At 73.2% G+C, this 13,771-nt stretch carries 16 protein-coding genes and 1 pseudogene; 8 read left to right on the top strand and 9 right to left on the bottom strand.

Annotated features, from left to right (window positions below):
* The first annotated feature begins 8 nt into the window (after nucleotides 1-8).
* Entirely contained in the window at nucleotides 9-626 is a 618-nt protein-coding gene (locus tag ACIBG6_RS25635) for a spherulation-specific family 4 protein (protein WP_399224904.1), read from the top strand.
* A complete protein-coding gene (locus tag ACIBG6_RS25630) occupies nucleotides 623-1,414 on the top strand; it encodes an endo alpha-1,4 polygalactosaminidase (RefSeq protein WP_399224903.1) in 792 nt (263 codons plus the stop codon). The genes ACIBG6_RS25635 and ACIBG6_RS25630 overlap by 4 nt, the downstream gene beginning before the upstream one ends.
* Nucleotides 1,415-1,420: 6 nt before the next feature.
* Here ACIBG6_RS25630 and cobS read toward each other — a convergent pair whose 3' ends face one another.
* Nucleotides 1,421-2,185 carry an adenosylcobinamide-GDP ribazoletransferase gene (gene cobS / locus ACIBG6_RS25625; RefSeq protein ID WP_399224902.1) on the bottom strand — a complete coding sequence of 255 codons (765 nt, stop codon included), beginning with the start codon at nucleotides 2,183-2,185 and terminating at the stop codon, nucleotides 1,421-1,423.
* A 67-nt stretch (nucleotides 2,186-2,252) separates the two neighbouring features.
* Here cobS and ACIBG6_RS25620 point away from each other — a divergent pair, with 67 nt between their 5' ends.
* A complete protein-coding gene (locus ACIBG6_RS25620; RefSeq protein WP_399224901.1) occupies nucleotides 2,253-3,029 on the top strand; it encodes a hypothetical protein in 777 nt (258 codons plus the stop codon).
* Here the strand turns inward: ACIBG6_RS25620 and ACIBG6_RS25615 are convergent.
* From ACIBG6_RS25615 to ACIBG6_RS25600, 4 genes are all read right to left on the bottom strand, one after another.
* Entirely contained in the window at nucleotides 2,957-3,691 is a 735-nt protein-coding gene (locus ACIBG6_RS25615) for a hypothetical protein (protein WP_399224900.1), read from the bottom strand. The genes ACIBG6_RS25620 and ACIBG6_RS25615 overlap by 73 nt on opposite strands.
* Nucleotides 3,688-5,484 carry a phosphatidylglycerol lysyltransferase domain-containing protein gene (locus ACIBG6_RS25610; protein ID WP_399224898.1) on the bottom strand — a complete coding sequence of 599 codons (1,797 nt, stop codon included), beginning with the start codon at nucleotides 5,482-5,484 and terminating at the stop codon, nucleotides 3,688-3,690. Before ACIBG6_RS25610 ends, ACIBG6_RS25615 begins: the two co-directional genes overlap by 4 nt.
* A 114-nt stretch (nucleotides 5,485-5,598) precedes the next feature.
* A complete protein-coding gene (cobT, locus tag ACIBG6_RS25605) occupies nucleotides 5,599-6,675 on the bottom strand; it encodes a nicotinate-nucleotide--dimethylbenzimidazole phosphoribosyltransferase (RefSeq protein ID WP_399224897.1) in 1,077 nt (358 codons plus the stop codon).
* Nucleotides 6,676-6,721: 46 nt separating this feature from the next.
* A complete protein-coding gene (locus ACIBG6_RS25600) occupies nucleotides 6,722-7,924 on the bottom strand; it encodes a bifunctional adenosylcobinamide kinase/adenosylcobinamide-phosphate guanylyltransferase (protein ID WP_399224895.1) in 1,203 nt (400 codons plus the stop codon).
* A 91-nt stretch (nucleotides 7,925-8,015) separates the two neighbouring features.
* Here ACIBG6_RS25600 and ACIBG6_RS25595 point away from each other — a divergent pair, with 91 nt between their 5' ends.
* Nucleotides 8,016-8,222 (top strand): hypothetical protein, encoded by a 207-nt coding sequence (locus ACIBG6_RS25595; protein WP_030205728.1) that lies wholly within the window; start codon nucleotides 8,016-8,018, stop codon nucleotides 8,220-8,222.
* An 83-nt stretch (nucleotides 8,223-8,305) separates the two neighbouring features.
* Here the strand turns inward: ACIBG6_RS25595 and ACIBG6_RS25590 are convergent.
* From ACIBG6_RS25590 to ACIBG6_RS25575, 4 genes and pseudogenes are all read right to left on the bottom strand, one after another.
* Nucleotides 8,306-8,467: pseudogene (locus ACIBG6_RS25590) on the bottom strand (PDZ domain-containing protein); the annotation flags it as partial.
* Nucleotides 8,452-8,646 (bottom strand): hypothetical protein, encoded by a 195-nt coding sequence (locus tag ACIBG6_RS25585; RefSeq protein ID WP_399225040.1) that lies wholly within the window; start codon nucleotides 8,644-8,646, stop codon nucleotides 8,452-8,454. The gene ACIBG6_RS25585 and the pseudogene ACIBG6_RS25590, both read right to left, overlap by 16 nt.
* Nucleotides 8,647-8,732: 86 nt before the next feature.
* The gene (locus tag ACIBG6_RS25580) at nucleotides 8,733-9,509 is read right to left on the bottom strand and encodes a class I SAM-dependent methyltransferase (RefSeq protein WP_399224893.1); all 777 of its coding nucleotides are present in this window, start codon (nucleotides 9,507-9,509) and stop codon (nucleotides 8,733-8,735) included.
* A 140-nt stretch (nucleotides 9,510-9,649) separates the two neighbouring features.
* Entirely contained in the window at nucleotides 9,650-10,255 is a 606-nt protein-coding gene (locus tag ACIBG6_RS25575; protein ID WP_317594378.1) for a DUF3043 domain-containing protein, read from the bottom strand.
* 281 nt (nucleotides 10,256-10,536) lie between these two features.
* Between ACIBG6_RS25575 and ACIBG6_RS25570 the strand changes: the two genes are divergently transcribed.
* From ACIBG6_RS25570 to ACIBG6_RS25555, 4 genes are all read left to right on the top strand, one after another.
* The gene (locus ACIBG6_RS25570) at nucleotides 10,537-11,337 is read left to right on the top strand and encodes a PspA/IM30 family protein (protein WP_399224892.1); all 801 of its coding nucleotides are present in this window, start codon (nucleotides 10,537-10,539) and stop codon (nucleotides 11,335-11,337) included.
* 30 nt (nucleotides 11,338-11,367) lie between these two features.
* Entirely contained in the window at nucleotides 11,368-11,646 is a 279-nt protein-coding gene (locus tag ACIBG6_RS25565) for a hypothetical protein (protein ID WP_399224891.1), read from the top strand.
* Nucleotides 11,647-11,840: 194 nt separating this feature from the next.
* Nucleotides 11,841-13,079 carry a sensor histidine kinase gene (locus tag ACIBG6_RS25560; protein WP_399224889.1) on the top strand — a complete coding sequence of 413 codons (1,239 nt, stop codon included), beginning with the start codon at nucleotides 11,841-11,843 and terminating at the stop codon, nucleotides 13,077-13,079.
* Nucleotides 13,076-13,765 carry a response regulator gene (locus ACIBG6_RS25555; protein ID WP_399224888.1) on the top strand — a complete coding sequence of 230 codons (690 nt, stop codon included), beginning with the start codon at nucleotides 13,076-13,078 and terminating at the stop codon, nucleotides 13,763-13,765. Before ACIBG6_RS25560 ends, ACIBG6_RS25555 begins: the two co-directional genes overlap by 4 nt.
* Nucleotides 13,766-13,771: the final 6 nt, after the last annotated feature.

Below are 13,771 nucleotides of genomic sequence, written 5' to 3'. Positions count from 1 at the left end.
GGGTGACCGTGACGCCTGCCCTCCTGGTGCCGTACTACGAGCACCCCGCCGACCGCCCCGAGGCCTGGTCGGCGCTCGTCGCCGCCGCGCCCTCCCTCCACGGCGTCGTCCTCAACCCGGCGAGCGGCGCCGGCGAGGCGCCCGATCCGGCGTTCGCCGAGGTGTGCGCGCGGCTGCGGGAGGCCGGCGTCCGCGTCCTCGGATACGTGGACACCGCCTACGGCCGCCGCCCGCACGCCGAGATCGTCACCGAACTGCTCCGGCACCGGGACTGGTACGGCGCCGACGGGACCTTCCTCGACCAGGTGACGACCGCGCCAGGCGGCCTCGCCCACTACCGGCGGATCGCGGTCGCGGCCCGGGCCGCCGGGGCCGCGACCCTCGTCCTCAACCACGGTGCCCACCCGGACCCGGGGTACGAGGAGTTCGCCGACCTCCTCGTCACCTTCGAGGGCCCCTGGGACACGTACCGGACACTCGACCTCCCGGTCGCCCCCCACTACTGCCACCTCGTCTACGCGGCCCCGCCCGGGGTCCGCCCGGCCACCCCGGTGCACTGCGCCGTCCCCGGCACGGGCGCCCACCCCTGGGGCACCCTGCCGCACCTTCTGGAGCCCGCCCGATGAGACGCCTCCTGCCCCTGCTCGCGGGCCTGTTGCTGCTGGCCACGGCCTGTACGGCGGGCCCGGACCCGGATCCGAAACCCTCGCCGGACGACCGCTGGCGGCCGAAGCCCGGCCTGGCCTGGCAGTGGCAGCTCAGCGGCCGCCTCGACCCGACGGTCGACGTCCCGGTGTACGACATCGACGGCTTCGACCACCCGGCGTCCACCGTGAAGGACCTGCACGCCCGCGGCCGCAAGGTCATCTGCTACCTCTCCACCGGCGCCTGGGAGGACTTCCGCCCGGACGCCGCCCGCTTCCCGAAGTCCGTCCTCGGCGAGGGCAACGGCTGGGACGGCGAGCGCTGGCTCGACATCCGCCGCACCGACGTCCTCGAACCCCTCATGGCGAAGCGGATCGACATGTGCCGGGACAAGGGCTTCGACGCCGTCGAACCCGACAACATGGACGGCTACAAGAACCGCACCGGCTTCCCCCTCACCGCCGCCGACCAGCTCCGCTACAACCGCCTCATCGCCCGCCTGGCCCACGAACGGGGCCTCGCGGTGGGTCTCAAGAACGACCTGGACCAGATCCCGCGGCTGCTCCCGGACTTCGACTTCGCGGTCAACGAGCAGTGCGCCGAGTACGACGAGTGCGGCCGGCTGACCCCGTTCGTGGCGGCGGGCAAGGCGGTCTTCCACGTCGAGTACGAGCGGGACGCCCGCGACTTCTGCCCCCAGGCGCGGAAGCTGGGCCTCAGCTCGATGCAGAAGCGCTACGAGCTGGGTGTCTGGCGCAAGGCCTGCTAGCGGCGCTCACCCCAGGGTGAGTGCCACGAGCGCCACGGTCGCCGCCGTCTCCTCCAGCGCGCCGAACACGTCGCCCGTCACCCCGCCGAAGCGCCGCACGCACCGGCGCAGCAGCAGGGCCGCCGCGCACAGGGCGGCGCCGGCCGCCAGGACGTTGCGTACCGCGTCGTACGGGGAGAAGAGGAGGCCCGCGCCCGCGCACGCCACCAGGACGAGCGCGGTCGCGAGGGTCGCGGAGCGGACCGGGACCGTCGCCGCGACGATCGCGCCGAGGCCCTCGGGGCGGGCCGCGGGGACGCCGTGGCGGGAGGCGTGGGTGAGGGCGAGGCGGGCGACGGTCGCGGCGAGGACGGCGGCGACCGCGCCGTGCGCCCAGCCCTCCTCGTACAGCCGGAAGAGCGCGGCGACCTGGGCGAGCAGGACGAGGAGGATCGTGATGACGCCGAACGGTCCGATGTCCGACTGCTTCATGATGCGCAGCGCGTCCTCGGCGGGCTTGGCGCTGCCGAGGCCGTCCGCCGTGTCCGCGAGGCCGTCGAGGTGGAGCCCCCGGGTGAGGAAGGCGGGGACCGCGGTGGCGACGACGGCCGCGAGGAACGGGCCCGAGCCGAGCAGCAGGAACGTCCCGCCGAGCGCGGCGGAGGCGAGGCCGACGACGAGTCCGGCGAGCGGGGCGCAGAGCATGCCGGCGCGCGCAGCGTCCCGGTCCCAGCGGGTGATGCGGGCGGGGAGCACGGTGAGGGTGCCGAAAGCGAAACGCAGGCCGTCCATCCGGGCAGGGTAATCGCCGCCCCCGGACGGTAGATTACGCATAACGCTCATATCGGAACGGGGTGGCATGGGTCACTGGTTCACCCGGAACATCGTCGAGCCCGGCAAGCTCCCGACGCTGCTCGCTCTGACCTCGTTCGTCCTGACATTCCTGGTCACCCGGACCGTCACCCGGCTCATCAGGGCCGGGAAGGGCCCTTTCAAGAACGTCTCCTCCGGGGGGCTCCACATCCATCACGTCGTGCCCGGCGTCGTCCTCGCCGTCATCGGCGGCTTCGGCGCGGTCGGCAGCGGCCGGCACGGCCTCGGCGCGGCGGTCTTCGCCGTCGTCTTCGGGATCGGCGCGGGGCTCGTCCTCGACGAGTTCGCGCTGATCCTCCACCTCGACGACGTGTACTGGACGGACGAGGGCCGCAAGAGCGTCGAGGTGGTCGTCCTCACCGCGGCCCTGGTCGGCCTGGCCCTGAGCGGCTTCTCCCCGCTCGGCGTCGACGACCTGACCGCCGACGAACGCCAGGACCGCGTCACCTTCCTCCTGACCCTCGCCCTGAACTTCCTCCTCGTCCTGATCACCCTGGTCAAGGGGAAGTTCCGGATGGCCGTGCTGGGCGTCCTGGTCCCGTTCGTGGCGATCGTCGGAGCCGTCCGCCTGGCCCGCCCCGGCTCCTGGTGGTCCCGGCGCTTCTACGGCCGCCGGCACCGGGCCCGCGCCCGCTCCCGCATTCGCACGTACCGCCACGACAGGCGCTGGACCAAGGTGCGGCGCCGCTCTCAGGACCTGATCGGCGGCTTCCAGGAGCGGGTCCCGGGCCGGGGTTCGACCCCTTCCGACCCGCCGTCGTGACCCCGGCCCCGGCCCCGCTCCCGGCCGGCCTGAATCGCGATCAGGACGAGGACGCCCGCGATGGCGGCCAGATGCTCCTTGCCCGCCAGATTCGGCTTGATGATCACCTCGACGACCATGGCCACGACCACCGCACCGCCCGTCCACCACGCCCGGTAGCGCCAGCAGACGTAGACGGCGAGGCCCACCACGGCCGCCGACGGGCCGGTGTCGACCACCTGCGCGTCGGTCGCGGGGAGGCCGAGCGGGCTGTCCGGACCGAGGGCGATGCCCACGCGTGCGTACAGCGTCCCGCACAGCGTGGCCAGATAGGCGACGGCGAGCGTCCGCCACCGCCCGAGACAGATCTCGGCGATCCCGAACACCAGCAGGACCTGGGCCAGGGCGCCCCACACGGGCAGGTCGAGCGCGGGGACGAAGAGCGAGAGCGGGGTCCGCAGCAGGGAGAGCCACAGCGGGTCCTCGGCCCGTACCGAACCGATGTTCTGGACCGGCTGATAGCCCCAGTCCTGGTTCTGTACGAGCTGGAAGAGGGCCGTCAGACAGACGGCGGCCAGCGTCATCGGGACCGCGCGCCACTTCCGCGCGACGAGCCCGGCCCGTACGGTGCCGAACAGCGGCCCCCACTCGCGGTGGGCGAAACGCGTCACGGAACTGCTCAACGCCCGCTCTCCAGGTGCTTGCGGTGCAGCCACTTCGGCAGCCCGGGGGCTTCGAGGAAGCCCTCGGCCCGGCCGGCGGCGAGGCCGATGCGCAACAGGTCGGCGCTCTTCTCGAAGAGCATGAATCGGGGCTCCCAGATCGGTCGGTACTTGGCGTTGGCGCGGTACAGCGACTCGATCTGCCACCAGCGGGAGAAGAAGCTGAGCAGCGAGCGCCACATGCGCAGCACGGGTCCCGCGCCGAGCTTCGAGCCGCGTTCGAAGACGGAGCGGAACATCGCGAAGTTCAGCGAGACCTGAGTGATCCCGATCTCCTTGGCGCGCTGGAGGAGCTCGATCACCATGAACTCCATCAGGCCGTTCTCGGAGTCCCGGTCACGGCGCATCAGGTCGAGCGAGAGCCCCTTCGGGCCCCAGGGCACGAAGGACAGCACCGCCCGCAGCGCACCCTCCCCGTCCGTGCACTCCAGCATCACGCAGCGCCCGTCCCGCGGGTCCCCGAGCCGCCCGAGCGCCATCGAGAAGCCCCGCTCGGTCGCTCCGTCCCGCCAGTCGTCGGCCTTGCGGAGCAGCTCCTCCATCTCCTCGGCCGGGATGTCCTCGTGGCGCCGGATGCGGACCTCGTAACCGGCCCGCTTGACCCGGTTGAAGGCCTGCCGGACCGTCCGCATCGCCCGGCCGTCGAGCGTGAAGTGTTCTCCGGGGGTTCCACCCCCAGACCCCCGAGCGTCGGTCTCGACGATCGCCTCGTCGCCCAGCTCCAGGGCGTCCAGACCGTGCCGGGCGTAGATCACCCCGGCCTCCTCGCTCGCGCCCATCACGGCCGGGATCCAGCCGTGCTCGCGTGCCTCGACGAGCCAGGGCTCGATCGCACCCGGCCAGGCCTCGGGGTCGCCGATCGGGTCGCCGGAGGCGAGCGAGACCCCGCCGACCACCCGGTAGACGACGGCGGCCTTCTCGCTCGGCGACCACACGACGCTCTTCTCGCGGCGCAGCGCGAAGTAGCCGAGCGAGTCACGGTCCCCGTGCTTGTCGAGGAGGATCCGCAGCCGGTCCTCGTCCTCCTCGGTCAGCGGGTCGGTGGCCCGCCGGGCGCGGAAGGCGGCGAAGAGCACCGCGAAGAGCAGCAGGGTGGAGAGGACGTTGATGGTGACGTCGACCCAGCCGGGGGTGGAGATCCCGGCGAAGCGCGAGTCGTCGGCGGCCAGGGTCACCAACCGCATCACGCCGTACCGCCAGCGCTCCAGGAAGGTGGAGGGGGCGGTGGAGGTGTTGGTGACGGTGACCAGGACGGCGGCGAGCAGCGAGGTGACGAGCAGTCCGCCGACCGCGACGAGCGCGGCGAGCAGCGGGTTGGAGCGGTCGCCCTTCGCGTAGAACTCCTTGCGGCCCAGGAGCAGCGCCAGGACGAAGGCGGCGGTCAGGGCGAGCGAGACCCAGTTCTGGGCGTGCTGCCGGATCTCCGGAAAGACCATCACGACGGCGAAGAGCAGCAGGAACAGGCCCGCGAGCACCATGTTGAGGATCCACGCGGCCCGCTTGCGTCGGCGCATGGTGATCGCCAGGAAGAGCGTGAAGACGCCCGAGGCGAAGCCCGCGGTGAGCAGGTACGGGGTGAAGTAGTCGTCCTCGTTGTGGCGGCGCAGGTCCTGGCCGAACGAGACCCAGACGGCGCTCAGGAAGTTGATGAACGTGACGGCGCGCAGGTACCAGACGGCGAACGCGGCGCTGCGCCGCGAACGGACGGTGGAGCCTCGGGGCGCTGCTTCGGCGGACAAACGGACCTCTCCCATGAAAAGCGATCATATGGGGCATCGCTTCTCGTGCGGAGACGCCGGAGGCGGCCACGCGCGCGTCGCGCGTGACCGCCCCGGAGTCGGACGATCCGTCTTTCCCGCTTCTCCCCGTCAGGCCTCCGGAGCGCCCTCGACGTCCGGAGTGGTCGGATCCGGTCGCTCGGGCAGCTCCGCGGCGAACGCCGCCGCGGCCTGGACGAGGGGAAGCGCGAGCAATGCCCCGGTTCCCTCGCCCACATGGACGCCGTGGTCGAGCAGAGGGTTGAGTGCCATCCGGTCCAGCGCCTTCGCCTGCGCCGGCTCCCCGCTCACCTGACCCGCCAGCCACCAGTCCGGCGCGCGGAACGCCGCCCGCTGCGCCACCAGCGCGCAGGCCGCCCCGACCACACCGTCCAGGATCACCGGCATCCGCCGCACCGAGGCCTGGAGCAGGAAGCCCGTCATCGCCGCCAGGTCCGCGCCGCCGACCGCCGCGAGCAGCTCCAGCTGGTCGCCGAGGACCGGCCGGGCCCGCCGCAGCGCGTCCCGGACCGCCGCGCACTTGCGCATCCACGCCAGGTCGTCGATCCCCGCGCCGCCCCGACCCGTCACGACGGACGCGTCCGTCCCGCACAGCGCCGCGATCAGCGTCGACGCCGGAGTCGTACCGCCCACGCTCAGATCGCCGAGCACCACCAGATCGGTGCCCGAGTCCGCCTCCTCGTCGGCGATCGCGATGCCGAGCCGGACCGCCGCCTCGGTCTCCTCGACCGTCAGCGCGTTCTCCACGTCGATCCGGCCGCTGCCCCGCCGCACCCGATGGCGCACCACGTCGGCGGGCAGCAGCTCCGGCTCGCAGTCCAGACCGGCGTCCACGACCCGTACCGGCACGCTCATCGAGCGGGCCAGGACGGCGATCGGGCTCGCCCCGTCCAGGACCGCACGCACCAGCTCGTGCGCGGTGCCGGGCACGCGGCCCGACACGTCCAGCGAGGCCACCCCGTGGTCGCCCGCGAAGAGCAGCACCTTCGGCGCCTCGATCGCCCGCACCTTCACGGTCGCCTGCGCGGCCGACAGCCACTCACCGAGCTCGTCGAGCCGGCCGAGCGCCCCCGGCGGCACGCTCAGCCGCTCACGGCGCTCCTCGGCGTCACGCCGGATCCCCCCGTCGGGGCGCTCGATCAGATCGGAGAAGTCGTCCAGGTTCACGGGTTCCGCCTTGAGACAATCAGCGAGGGCCATCGGTGTTGGCACCCTACCCGCGCAGCACCAGCGCCTGACCGGCGACCACGAGGAGGACCTCCTCGCACTCCTCGGCGAAGGCCGCGTTCAGCCGGCCCAGCTCGTCCCGGAACCGGCGCCCCGACGCCGTGCCCGGCACGACCCCCGAGCCGACCTCGTTCGTCACCGCGACGACCGTGCGGCGCGTGGCCCGCACCGCCGCGACCAGCTCCGCCGTCCGCTCCTGCAGCGCCGTCTGCCCGCCGTCCGCCCACCGCTCGTCGTCCCAGGCACCCACCCGGTCCATGGCGTCCGTCAGCCACAGCGACAGACAGTCGACGAGGAGCGCGGGACCGTCCTCGGCGAGCAGCGGTACGAGGTCACAGGTCTCGGCGGTACGCCACGCACCCGGCCGCCGCTCCCGGTGCAGCCCCACCCGCTCCGCCCAGTCCGGGTCGCCCTCCCGGGTCCCGCCCGTCGCCACGTACAGCACCTCGGGGAAGGTCTCCAGACGCCGCTCGGCCTCCACGGACTTCCCCGACCGGGCCCCGCCGGTCACCAGCGTCCGCCGGGGCACGTCCGGCACCTCGTGGTACTCGCCCACGTACAGCGTCGTCCCGTCCGGCACCGCCCGCGCCCCCGCCGCCGCGAGCCGCCGGTCCAGCGCCGCCCCCGTCGGCACGTCGTGGTCCAGGTGGACCGCGATCACCTCGGTGGCCGGGCCGACCGCGCCGGTCGCCCGCAGCCGCGCCAGCGCGTCCGGACGGCCCGTCACATCGGCGACGACCATGTCGTACGGCACGCCGTGGTCCTCCGACAGCCCTGCCGGAGCCCCGCCCGGCGGCAGATAGAGCAGCCGCTCGCCGTCCGCCGATGTCACCTCGTACCCCGTACCGGGGGAGTCCATGGGAACCGCCCGCACCCGGTGCCCGGAGATCAGCGTCAACTCCCGGCCGTCCGGCACCCTCCCGGCGGTGGGCAGCCCGGCGGGCACCTCGACGGCCGGCCCGTCGTGGGGATGGGTCAGCAACACCTGTCGCACGCCCACGAGCGAATGGCCCGAACGGGCCGCCGCGAGCGCGGCCCCCGGGGTGAGGTCGAGCAGCAGGGCCCCGTCGATGAGCAGCGCGGTCGCGGCCCGCGCGCGGGTACCGCGGGAGAGCGCGCAGACGGCGCAGGGGCAGTCGGGGCGGGGGAGCCCGAGGGGGGCGCCGGTGCCGAGCAGAGTCAGTTCCACCCTCAGATCCTCCCGCGCCACCGCGAGGCGTGCGCGCCCGGCTACGCTGCGGGCAGGAAACCGATCATCCGGTGAGCGCCTGGAGGCGGACATGGCATGGACGTGGCGGTTCGAGAAGTCCGACGGCACGGAGGTCGAGCCGGTGGTGACTCCCGAGGAGTTCACCACCCAGGGCGACGCCGAGAGCTGGATCGGCGAGCACTGGCGTGACCTCCTGGGCGGCGGCGCGGATCAGGTGACGCTCTCGGAGGACGGCACCAAGATCTACGGCCCGATGCCCCTGAACGCGGAGGGCTAGAGCACCCGGCGACCAGGAGGGGTGGGGGGGCCCGGGCCCCCGCACCTTTCGCGTCCCCTCGGCCGGGCCGGAGGCCGGCCGTCCTACAGCTCTCCGAGCGTGACCTCCGACTCGTGGGTCTCCGAGCCCCGGACGTACGTGACCGTCACCTTGTCGCCCGGCCGGCGCGAGGCCGACGCCTCCGACAGCGAGGCGATCGTCGTGACGTCGTCGTCGCCGAGCCGCGTGATCACGTCGGCAGGACGTCCTTGATGACGGCCCGGTGGTCGTCCTGGAGTTCGTCGGCGGCGAGGGGAGCGGCCGCCTGCGTGGAGCGTTCGGGGCGCGGGCGCGTCGCCGACGGCCGAGCAGCCGCCGACGAGCGCGGCGGCGCACGCCCCGGCGGTCGCCGGGAGGAGGTGGAGGCGCCGGGCAAGGGAAGCACCCATGTCCGGAGTATCGGCTCGCCCCCGGAGCCCGGCCCGGTGAGCGCACCCGATCAGGTACGGGCGCTCACCCGGGATCCGGGAGTCAGCCCCGGACGCCGCAGAGGTGCAGCAGCGCCGCGATCCGCCGGTACGGCTCCGTGCGGCCCGCCCGGTCCTCGGCGGCGAGCAGCCGGTCCAGCTCCTCGGCGGCCGGCAGGCCCGTCTCGGGCGGGATGCCGTCGGTGAAGACCCGCACGCCGTACCAGGCGTGCAGCGGCGCGGCGATCCCCGCGAGGGTCGACGTCAGCGCGTCGAGCCGGTCGGCCCGCACCTTCACGCCGTTGTCGTCGGTGTAGACATCGGTGTCGAAGCCCGCGAGGGCACCCGACCAGTCGCCGGCGAGCCCCGGGCGCAGGGCGAGCGCCTCCGCGTTCCGGACGACGAGGGAGAGCAGGCCGCCGGGGGCCAGCATCCGGGCCAGACCCGCGAGCAGCGCGTCCGGCTCGTCCGCGTACATGAGCACGCCGTGGCAGAGGACCACGTCGAAGCTGCCGGGCAGGAAGTGGACGCCGGTCTCGCGGCCGTCGCCCTCGATCATCCGGACCCGCTCGCGGATTCCGGCGGGCTCCGTCGCCAGCGACTCGCGCGCCGACTTCAGCAGCTCGGGATCGGCCTCCAGGCCGGTCACGGTGTGGCCGGCGCGGGCCAGGCGCAGCGCCTGGGTGCCCTGCCCCATGCCCGCGTCGAGGATCCGCAGCCGCTGCCCCACGGGGTAGCGGGCGGATATCTGCTCGTCGAGCTGGCGGGCGATGACCTCCTGCCGGATGGTGTCGCGCAGCCCGCCGTGTCCGGCGGGCCAGTGCGCGACGGCGGGCAGCACGGCGCCGCCCGTCGCCGACGCGTCCGCACCGAAGGCACGTTCGTCACGCGCACGCTCGTCGGGCGCACCTTCGTCCAGCGCACGCCCCTCGGGCGCGCCCTCGTCGAAAGCCTGTCCGCCGAGGTCCGAGCTGTCGGCGCTCAGGGCCGCTCTCCGCGCTTGACCTGCGGCTTCGGCAGCCGCAGTCGGCGCATCTGGAGCGTACGCATGAGGCCGTAGGCCACGGCGCCGCGCTTCGGCTCGTTCGGGAAGCGCTCGTTCAGCTGCTTCTTCAGCCGGAGCCAGATGCCGATCGAGTCGATCACGATCAGGATGATCACGCCGAGCCACAGCAGCAGCGAGATGTTCTGCAGGGCGCGGTTCGCGTTCCCGAAGAGCGACAGCACGAGGATCACCACGGCCATCGGCAGGAAGAACTCGGCGATCGCGAAGCGCGAGTCGACGAAATCGCGCACGAACTTGCGCACCGGGCCCTTGTCGCGGGCCGGCAGATAGCGCTCGTCACCGCTCGCCAGCGCCTCGCGCTGCCGGGCCAGGTCCGAGCGACGCGCCTCGCGCTGGCGCTTGGCGGCCTCCTTGCGGTCGGTCGGCACCGTCGCGGCACGCCGACGCTGGGTCTGCGCTTCGCTCCGCTTCGGTGTCGGGCGGCCCTTCGGGGCCTCGGGGTCGCGGGGCTGAGTGGTGGAAGGGTCCGCCGTCACCTTGTCGGTGGGGGCCTTCTCGTCCTTCGAACGGCTACGGAACACAAAACCCAAGGGTACGGGGTGGTGGGCATGGACCCCAGCCCGGGCGGGAACGATCCGCTAACGGACTGCGTCTACGGCGGTACGCACGCAGGACGCTCGGGGTTTCCGCAGGGCACCCCGAGATCCATCTACACCCTGGGCGGGAGGGAGACCGCGCGCAGTCGTCCTTGGGGAGGAGCGCATCCCGCTCCGAACAGTGCGGTAATAGAGGCAGGGCCCGTACTGTGGACCTTGTTGGAGAGCTGGAGCCGAAGTCCGTCAGAAGGGGGCGCGCGAAGCCCATGAGCGGTGTCATGAAGCGTATGGGGATGATCTTCCGCGCGAAGGCGAACAAGGCCCTTGACCGGGCCGAGGATCCGCGCGAGACGCTCGATTACTCCTACCAGAAGCAGCTGGAGCTGCTGCAGAAGGTGCGGCGCGGCGTGGCCGACGTCGCCACCTCCCGCAAGCGGCTCGAACTCCAGCTGAACCAGTTGCAGGGCCAGTCCGCCAAGCTGGAGGACCAGGGCCGCAAGGCGCTGGCGCTCGGCCGCGAGGACCTGGCGCGCGAGGCGCTGTCCCGGCGGGCCGCGCTCCAGCAGCAGGTCAGCGACCTGGAGGTGCAGCACCAGACGCTGCAGGGCGAGGAGGAGAAGCTGACGCTCGCGGCGCAGCGCCTCCAGGCCAAGGTCGACGCCTTCCGCACGAAGAAGGAGACGATCAAGGCGACCTACACGGCCGCCCAGGCCCAGACCCGGATCGCCGAGTCGTTCTCCGGTATCTCGGAGGAGATGAGCGACGTCGGTCTCGCGATCCAGCGGGCCGAGGACAAGACCGCCCAGCTCCAGGCGCGCGCCGGCGCGATCGACGAGCTGCTCGCCTCGGGCGCCCTCGACGACCAGTCCGGGCTCGCCAAGGACGACATCCAGGCGGAGCTGGACCGGCTCTCGGGCGGCACGGACGTGGAGCTGGAGCTCCAGCGGATGAAGGCCGAGCTGGCCGGAGGCCCTTCGGCGCAGCAGCAGGCGCTCGAGGGCGGCGGCGAGGCCGCACCGCAGGACCGTACGCAGCAGCAGCAGTCCCACCCGCGGTTCGAGAAGTAGGCCGAAGCCAGGCGACAGACAGGACGCGTCATGATCGTACGGATCATGGGGGAGGGCCAGTGGAAGCTGGCCGACAGCCACTTCGTCGAGCTGAACAGGCTGGACGACGAGCTGCTCGAAGAGATGGAGTCGGGGGACGACGAGGGCTTCCGCCGCACGCTGGGCGCCCTGCTGAACGCCGTCCGGCGGCTCGGTGAGCCGCTCCCGGACGACGCTCTGGAGCCCTCGGAGCTGATCCTCCCGGCTCCGGACGCGAGTCTCGAAGAGGTCCGCGAGATGCTCTCCGACGACGGCCTCATCCCGGGCTGACGCCCACGAAGGACCTGTCGGTGTCCCACCGCCCCCACCGGGGTGGTGGGACACCGCGCTTTCCGGGTCGGCTGGACACCGCGTTCTCCGGGTCGGCGGGCCACCGCGTTCTCCGGGTCCGGGGGACACCGCGCTCTCCGGGTGGGGCACCGCACTTTCCCCCTCCCGCCGCTTTCCCCGTACCGTTCCTCGACGTGACCCCCACCGGCCCCGCCACCGGCACCCTTCACGCCCGCCTCCGCGACTGGTTCCGCGCGCACCCGCTCGCCTTCGACGCGGTGATCGCGAGCGGCACGCTGGTCTGCATGATCGCGGGGTCCTTCACCGACCCGCACGGGAGCCGGGAGGGGCCGACCTTCGGCGACCACCCGCCCGACGTGTGGAGCGTGCTGATCATGGTCGTCGGGGCCGCCGCGCTGGTGCTCCGCCGCCGCAGACCCTTCGCGGTGCTCTGCTTCACGGTCACGATCTGCCTCCTCGAACTCGTCAACGACAACCGGCCCGCCCCGATCGCCATGGCCGCCGTCGTCGCGCTCTACACGGTCGCCTCCCGCACCGACCGCCCCACCACCTGGCGCGTCGGGCTCGTCACGATGGCGCTGCTCACCGCCGCCGCGATGATCTTCGGCCCGACCGACTGGTACGCGCAGGAGAACCTCGGCGTCTTCGCCTGGACCGGCATGGCGGCCGCCGCCGGGGACGCCGTCCGCAGCCGCCGGGCCTTCGTCGACGCCATACGCGAGCGCGCCGAGCGGGCCGAGCGCACCCGCGAGGAGGAGGCGGGCCGCCGGGTCGCTGAGGAGCGGCTGCGGATCGCCCGCGACCTCCACGACGTCGTCGCCCACCACATCGCCCTGGTGAACGTCCAGGCCGGGGTCGCCGCCCACGTCATGGACAAGCGCCCCGACCAGGCCAAGGAGGCCCTCGCGCACGTCCGCGAGGCCAGCCGCTCCGCGCTCGACGAGCTCCGCGCCACCGTCGGCCTCCTGCGCCAGTCCGGCGACCCCGAGGCGCCCACCGAGCCCGCCCCGGGCCTCGCCGTCCTCGACGGACTCCTCGACAGCTTCCGCAAGGCCGGCCTCCCGGTCGCCCTGGCCCGTGCCGACGGCGACCGGCCCCTGCCCGCGACCGTCGACCTCGCCGCGTACCGGATCGTGCAGGAGGCCCTCACCAACGTCCGCAAGCACGCGGGACCGGACGCCGAGGCGGAGGTGAGCGTCGTCAGGGTGGGCCGTACGGTCGAGATCACCGTCCTCGACAACGGCACCCCGCAGCCCGCGCCCCCCGCCGACTCCGGTGGCCATGGCCTCCTCGGCATGCGCGAGCGGGTCAGCGCGCTCGGCGGCACCCTGACCGCCGCACCCCGCTACGGCGGCGGCTTCCGGGTGCAGGCGATACTGCCCGTGACGACCCGTACGGGGGAGGACGCATGACGATCCGGGTACTGCTCGCCGACGACCAGGCCCTGCTCCGCAGCGCCTTCAAGGTCCTGGTCGACTCCGAAGCGGACATGGAGGTGATCGGCGAGGCCGCCGACGGCGCCCAGGCCGTCGCCCTGGCCCGCGCCGAGCGGCCGGACGTCGTCCTCATGGACATCCGGATGCCGGGCACGGACGGCCTCGCGGCGACCCGCGCGATCACCGCCGACCCCGAGCTGTCCGCCGTACGCATCGTCATGCTCACCACCTTCGAGGTCGACGAGTACGTCGTGCAGTCGCTGCGCGCCGGCGCCTCCGGCTTCCTCGGCAAGGGCGCCGAACCGGAGGAGCTGCTCGGCGCGATCCGGATCGCCCACGCCGGCGAAGCGCTGCTCTCCCCGGTCGCCACCAAGGGCCTGATCGCCACCTTCCTCGCGCAGGGCGGCGGGCTCGAACCCCTGACGGGCGGCGACAGGCCCTACTCCGAGCGGCTCGCCGCCCTCACCGCCCGCGAGCGCGAGGTCCTCGTCCTCGTCGGCGGCGGCCTCTCCAATGACGAGATCGCCGAGCGGCTCGACGTCAGCCCGCTCACCGTGAAGACGCACGTCAACCGGACCATGGCCAAGCTCGGCGCCCGCGACCGGGCCCAGCTGGTGGTCACGGCGTACGAATCGGGACTGGTACGTCCGAGGGTGGAGTGACCGCAG

Origin of the sequence: Streptomyces sp. NPDC050842, assembly GCF_044456565.1 — a bacterium.
GTDB lineage: Bacteria > Actinomycetota > Actinomycetes > Streptomycetales > Streptomycetaceae > Streptomyces.
This window is presented reverse-complemented; position numbering and strand designations above follow the sequence as displayed.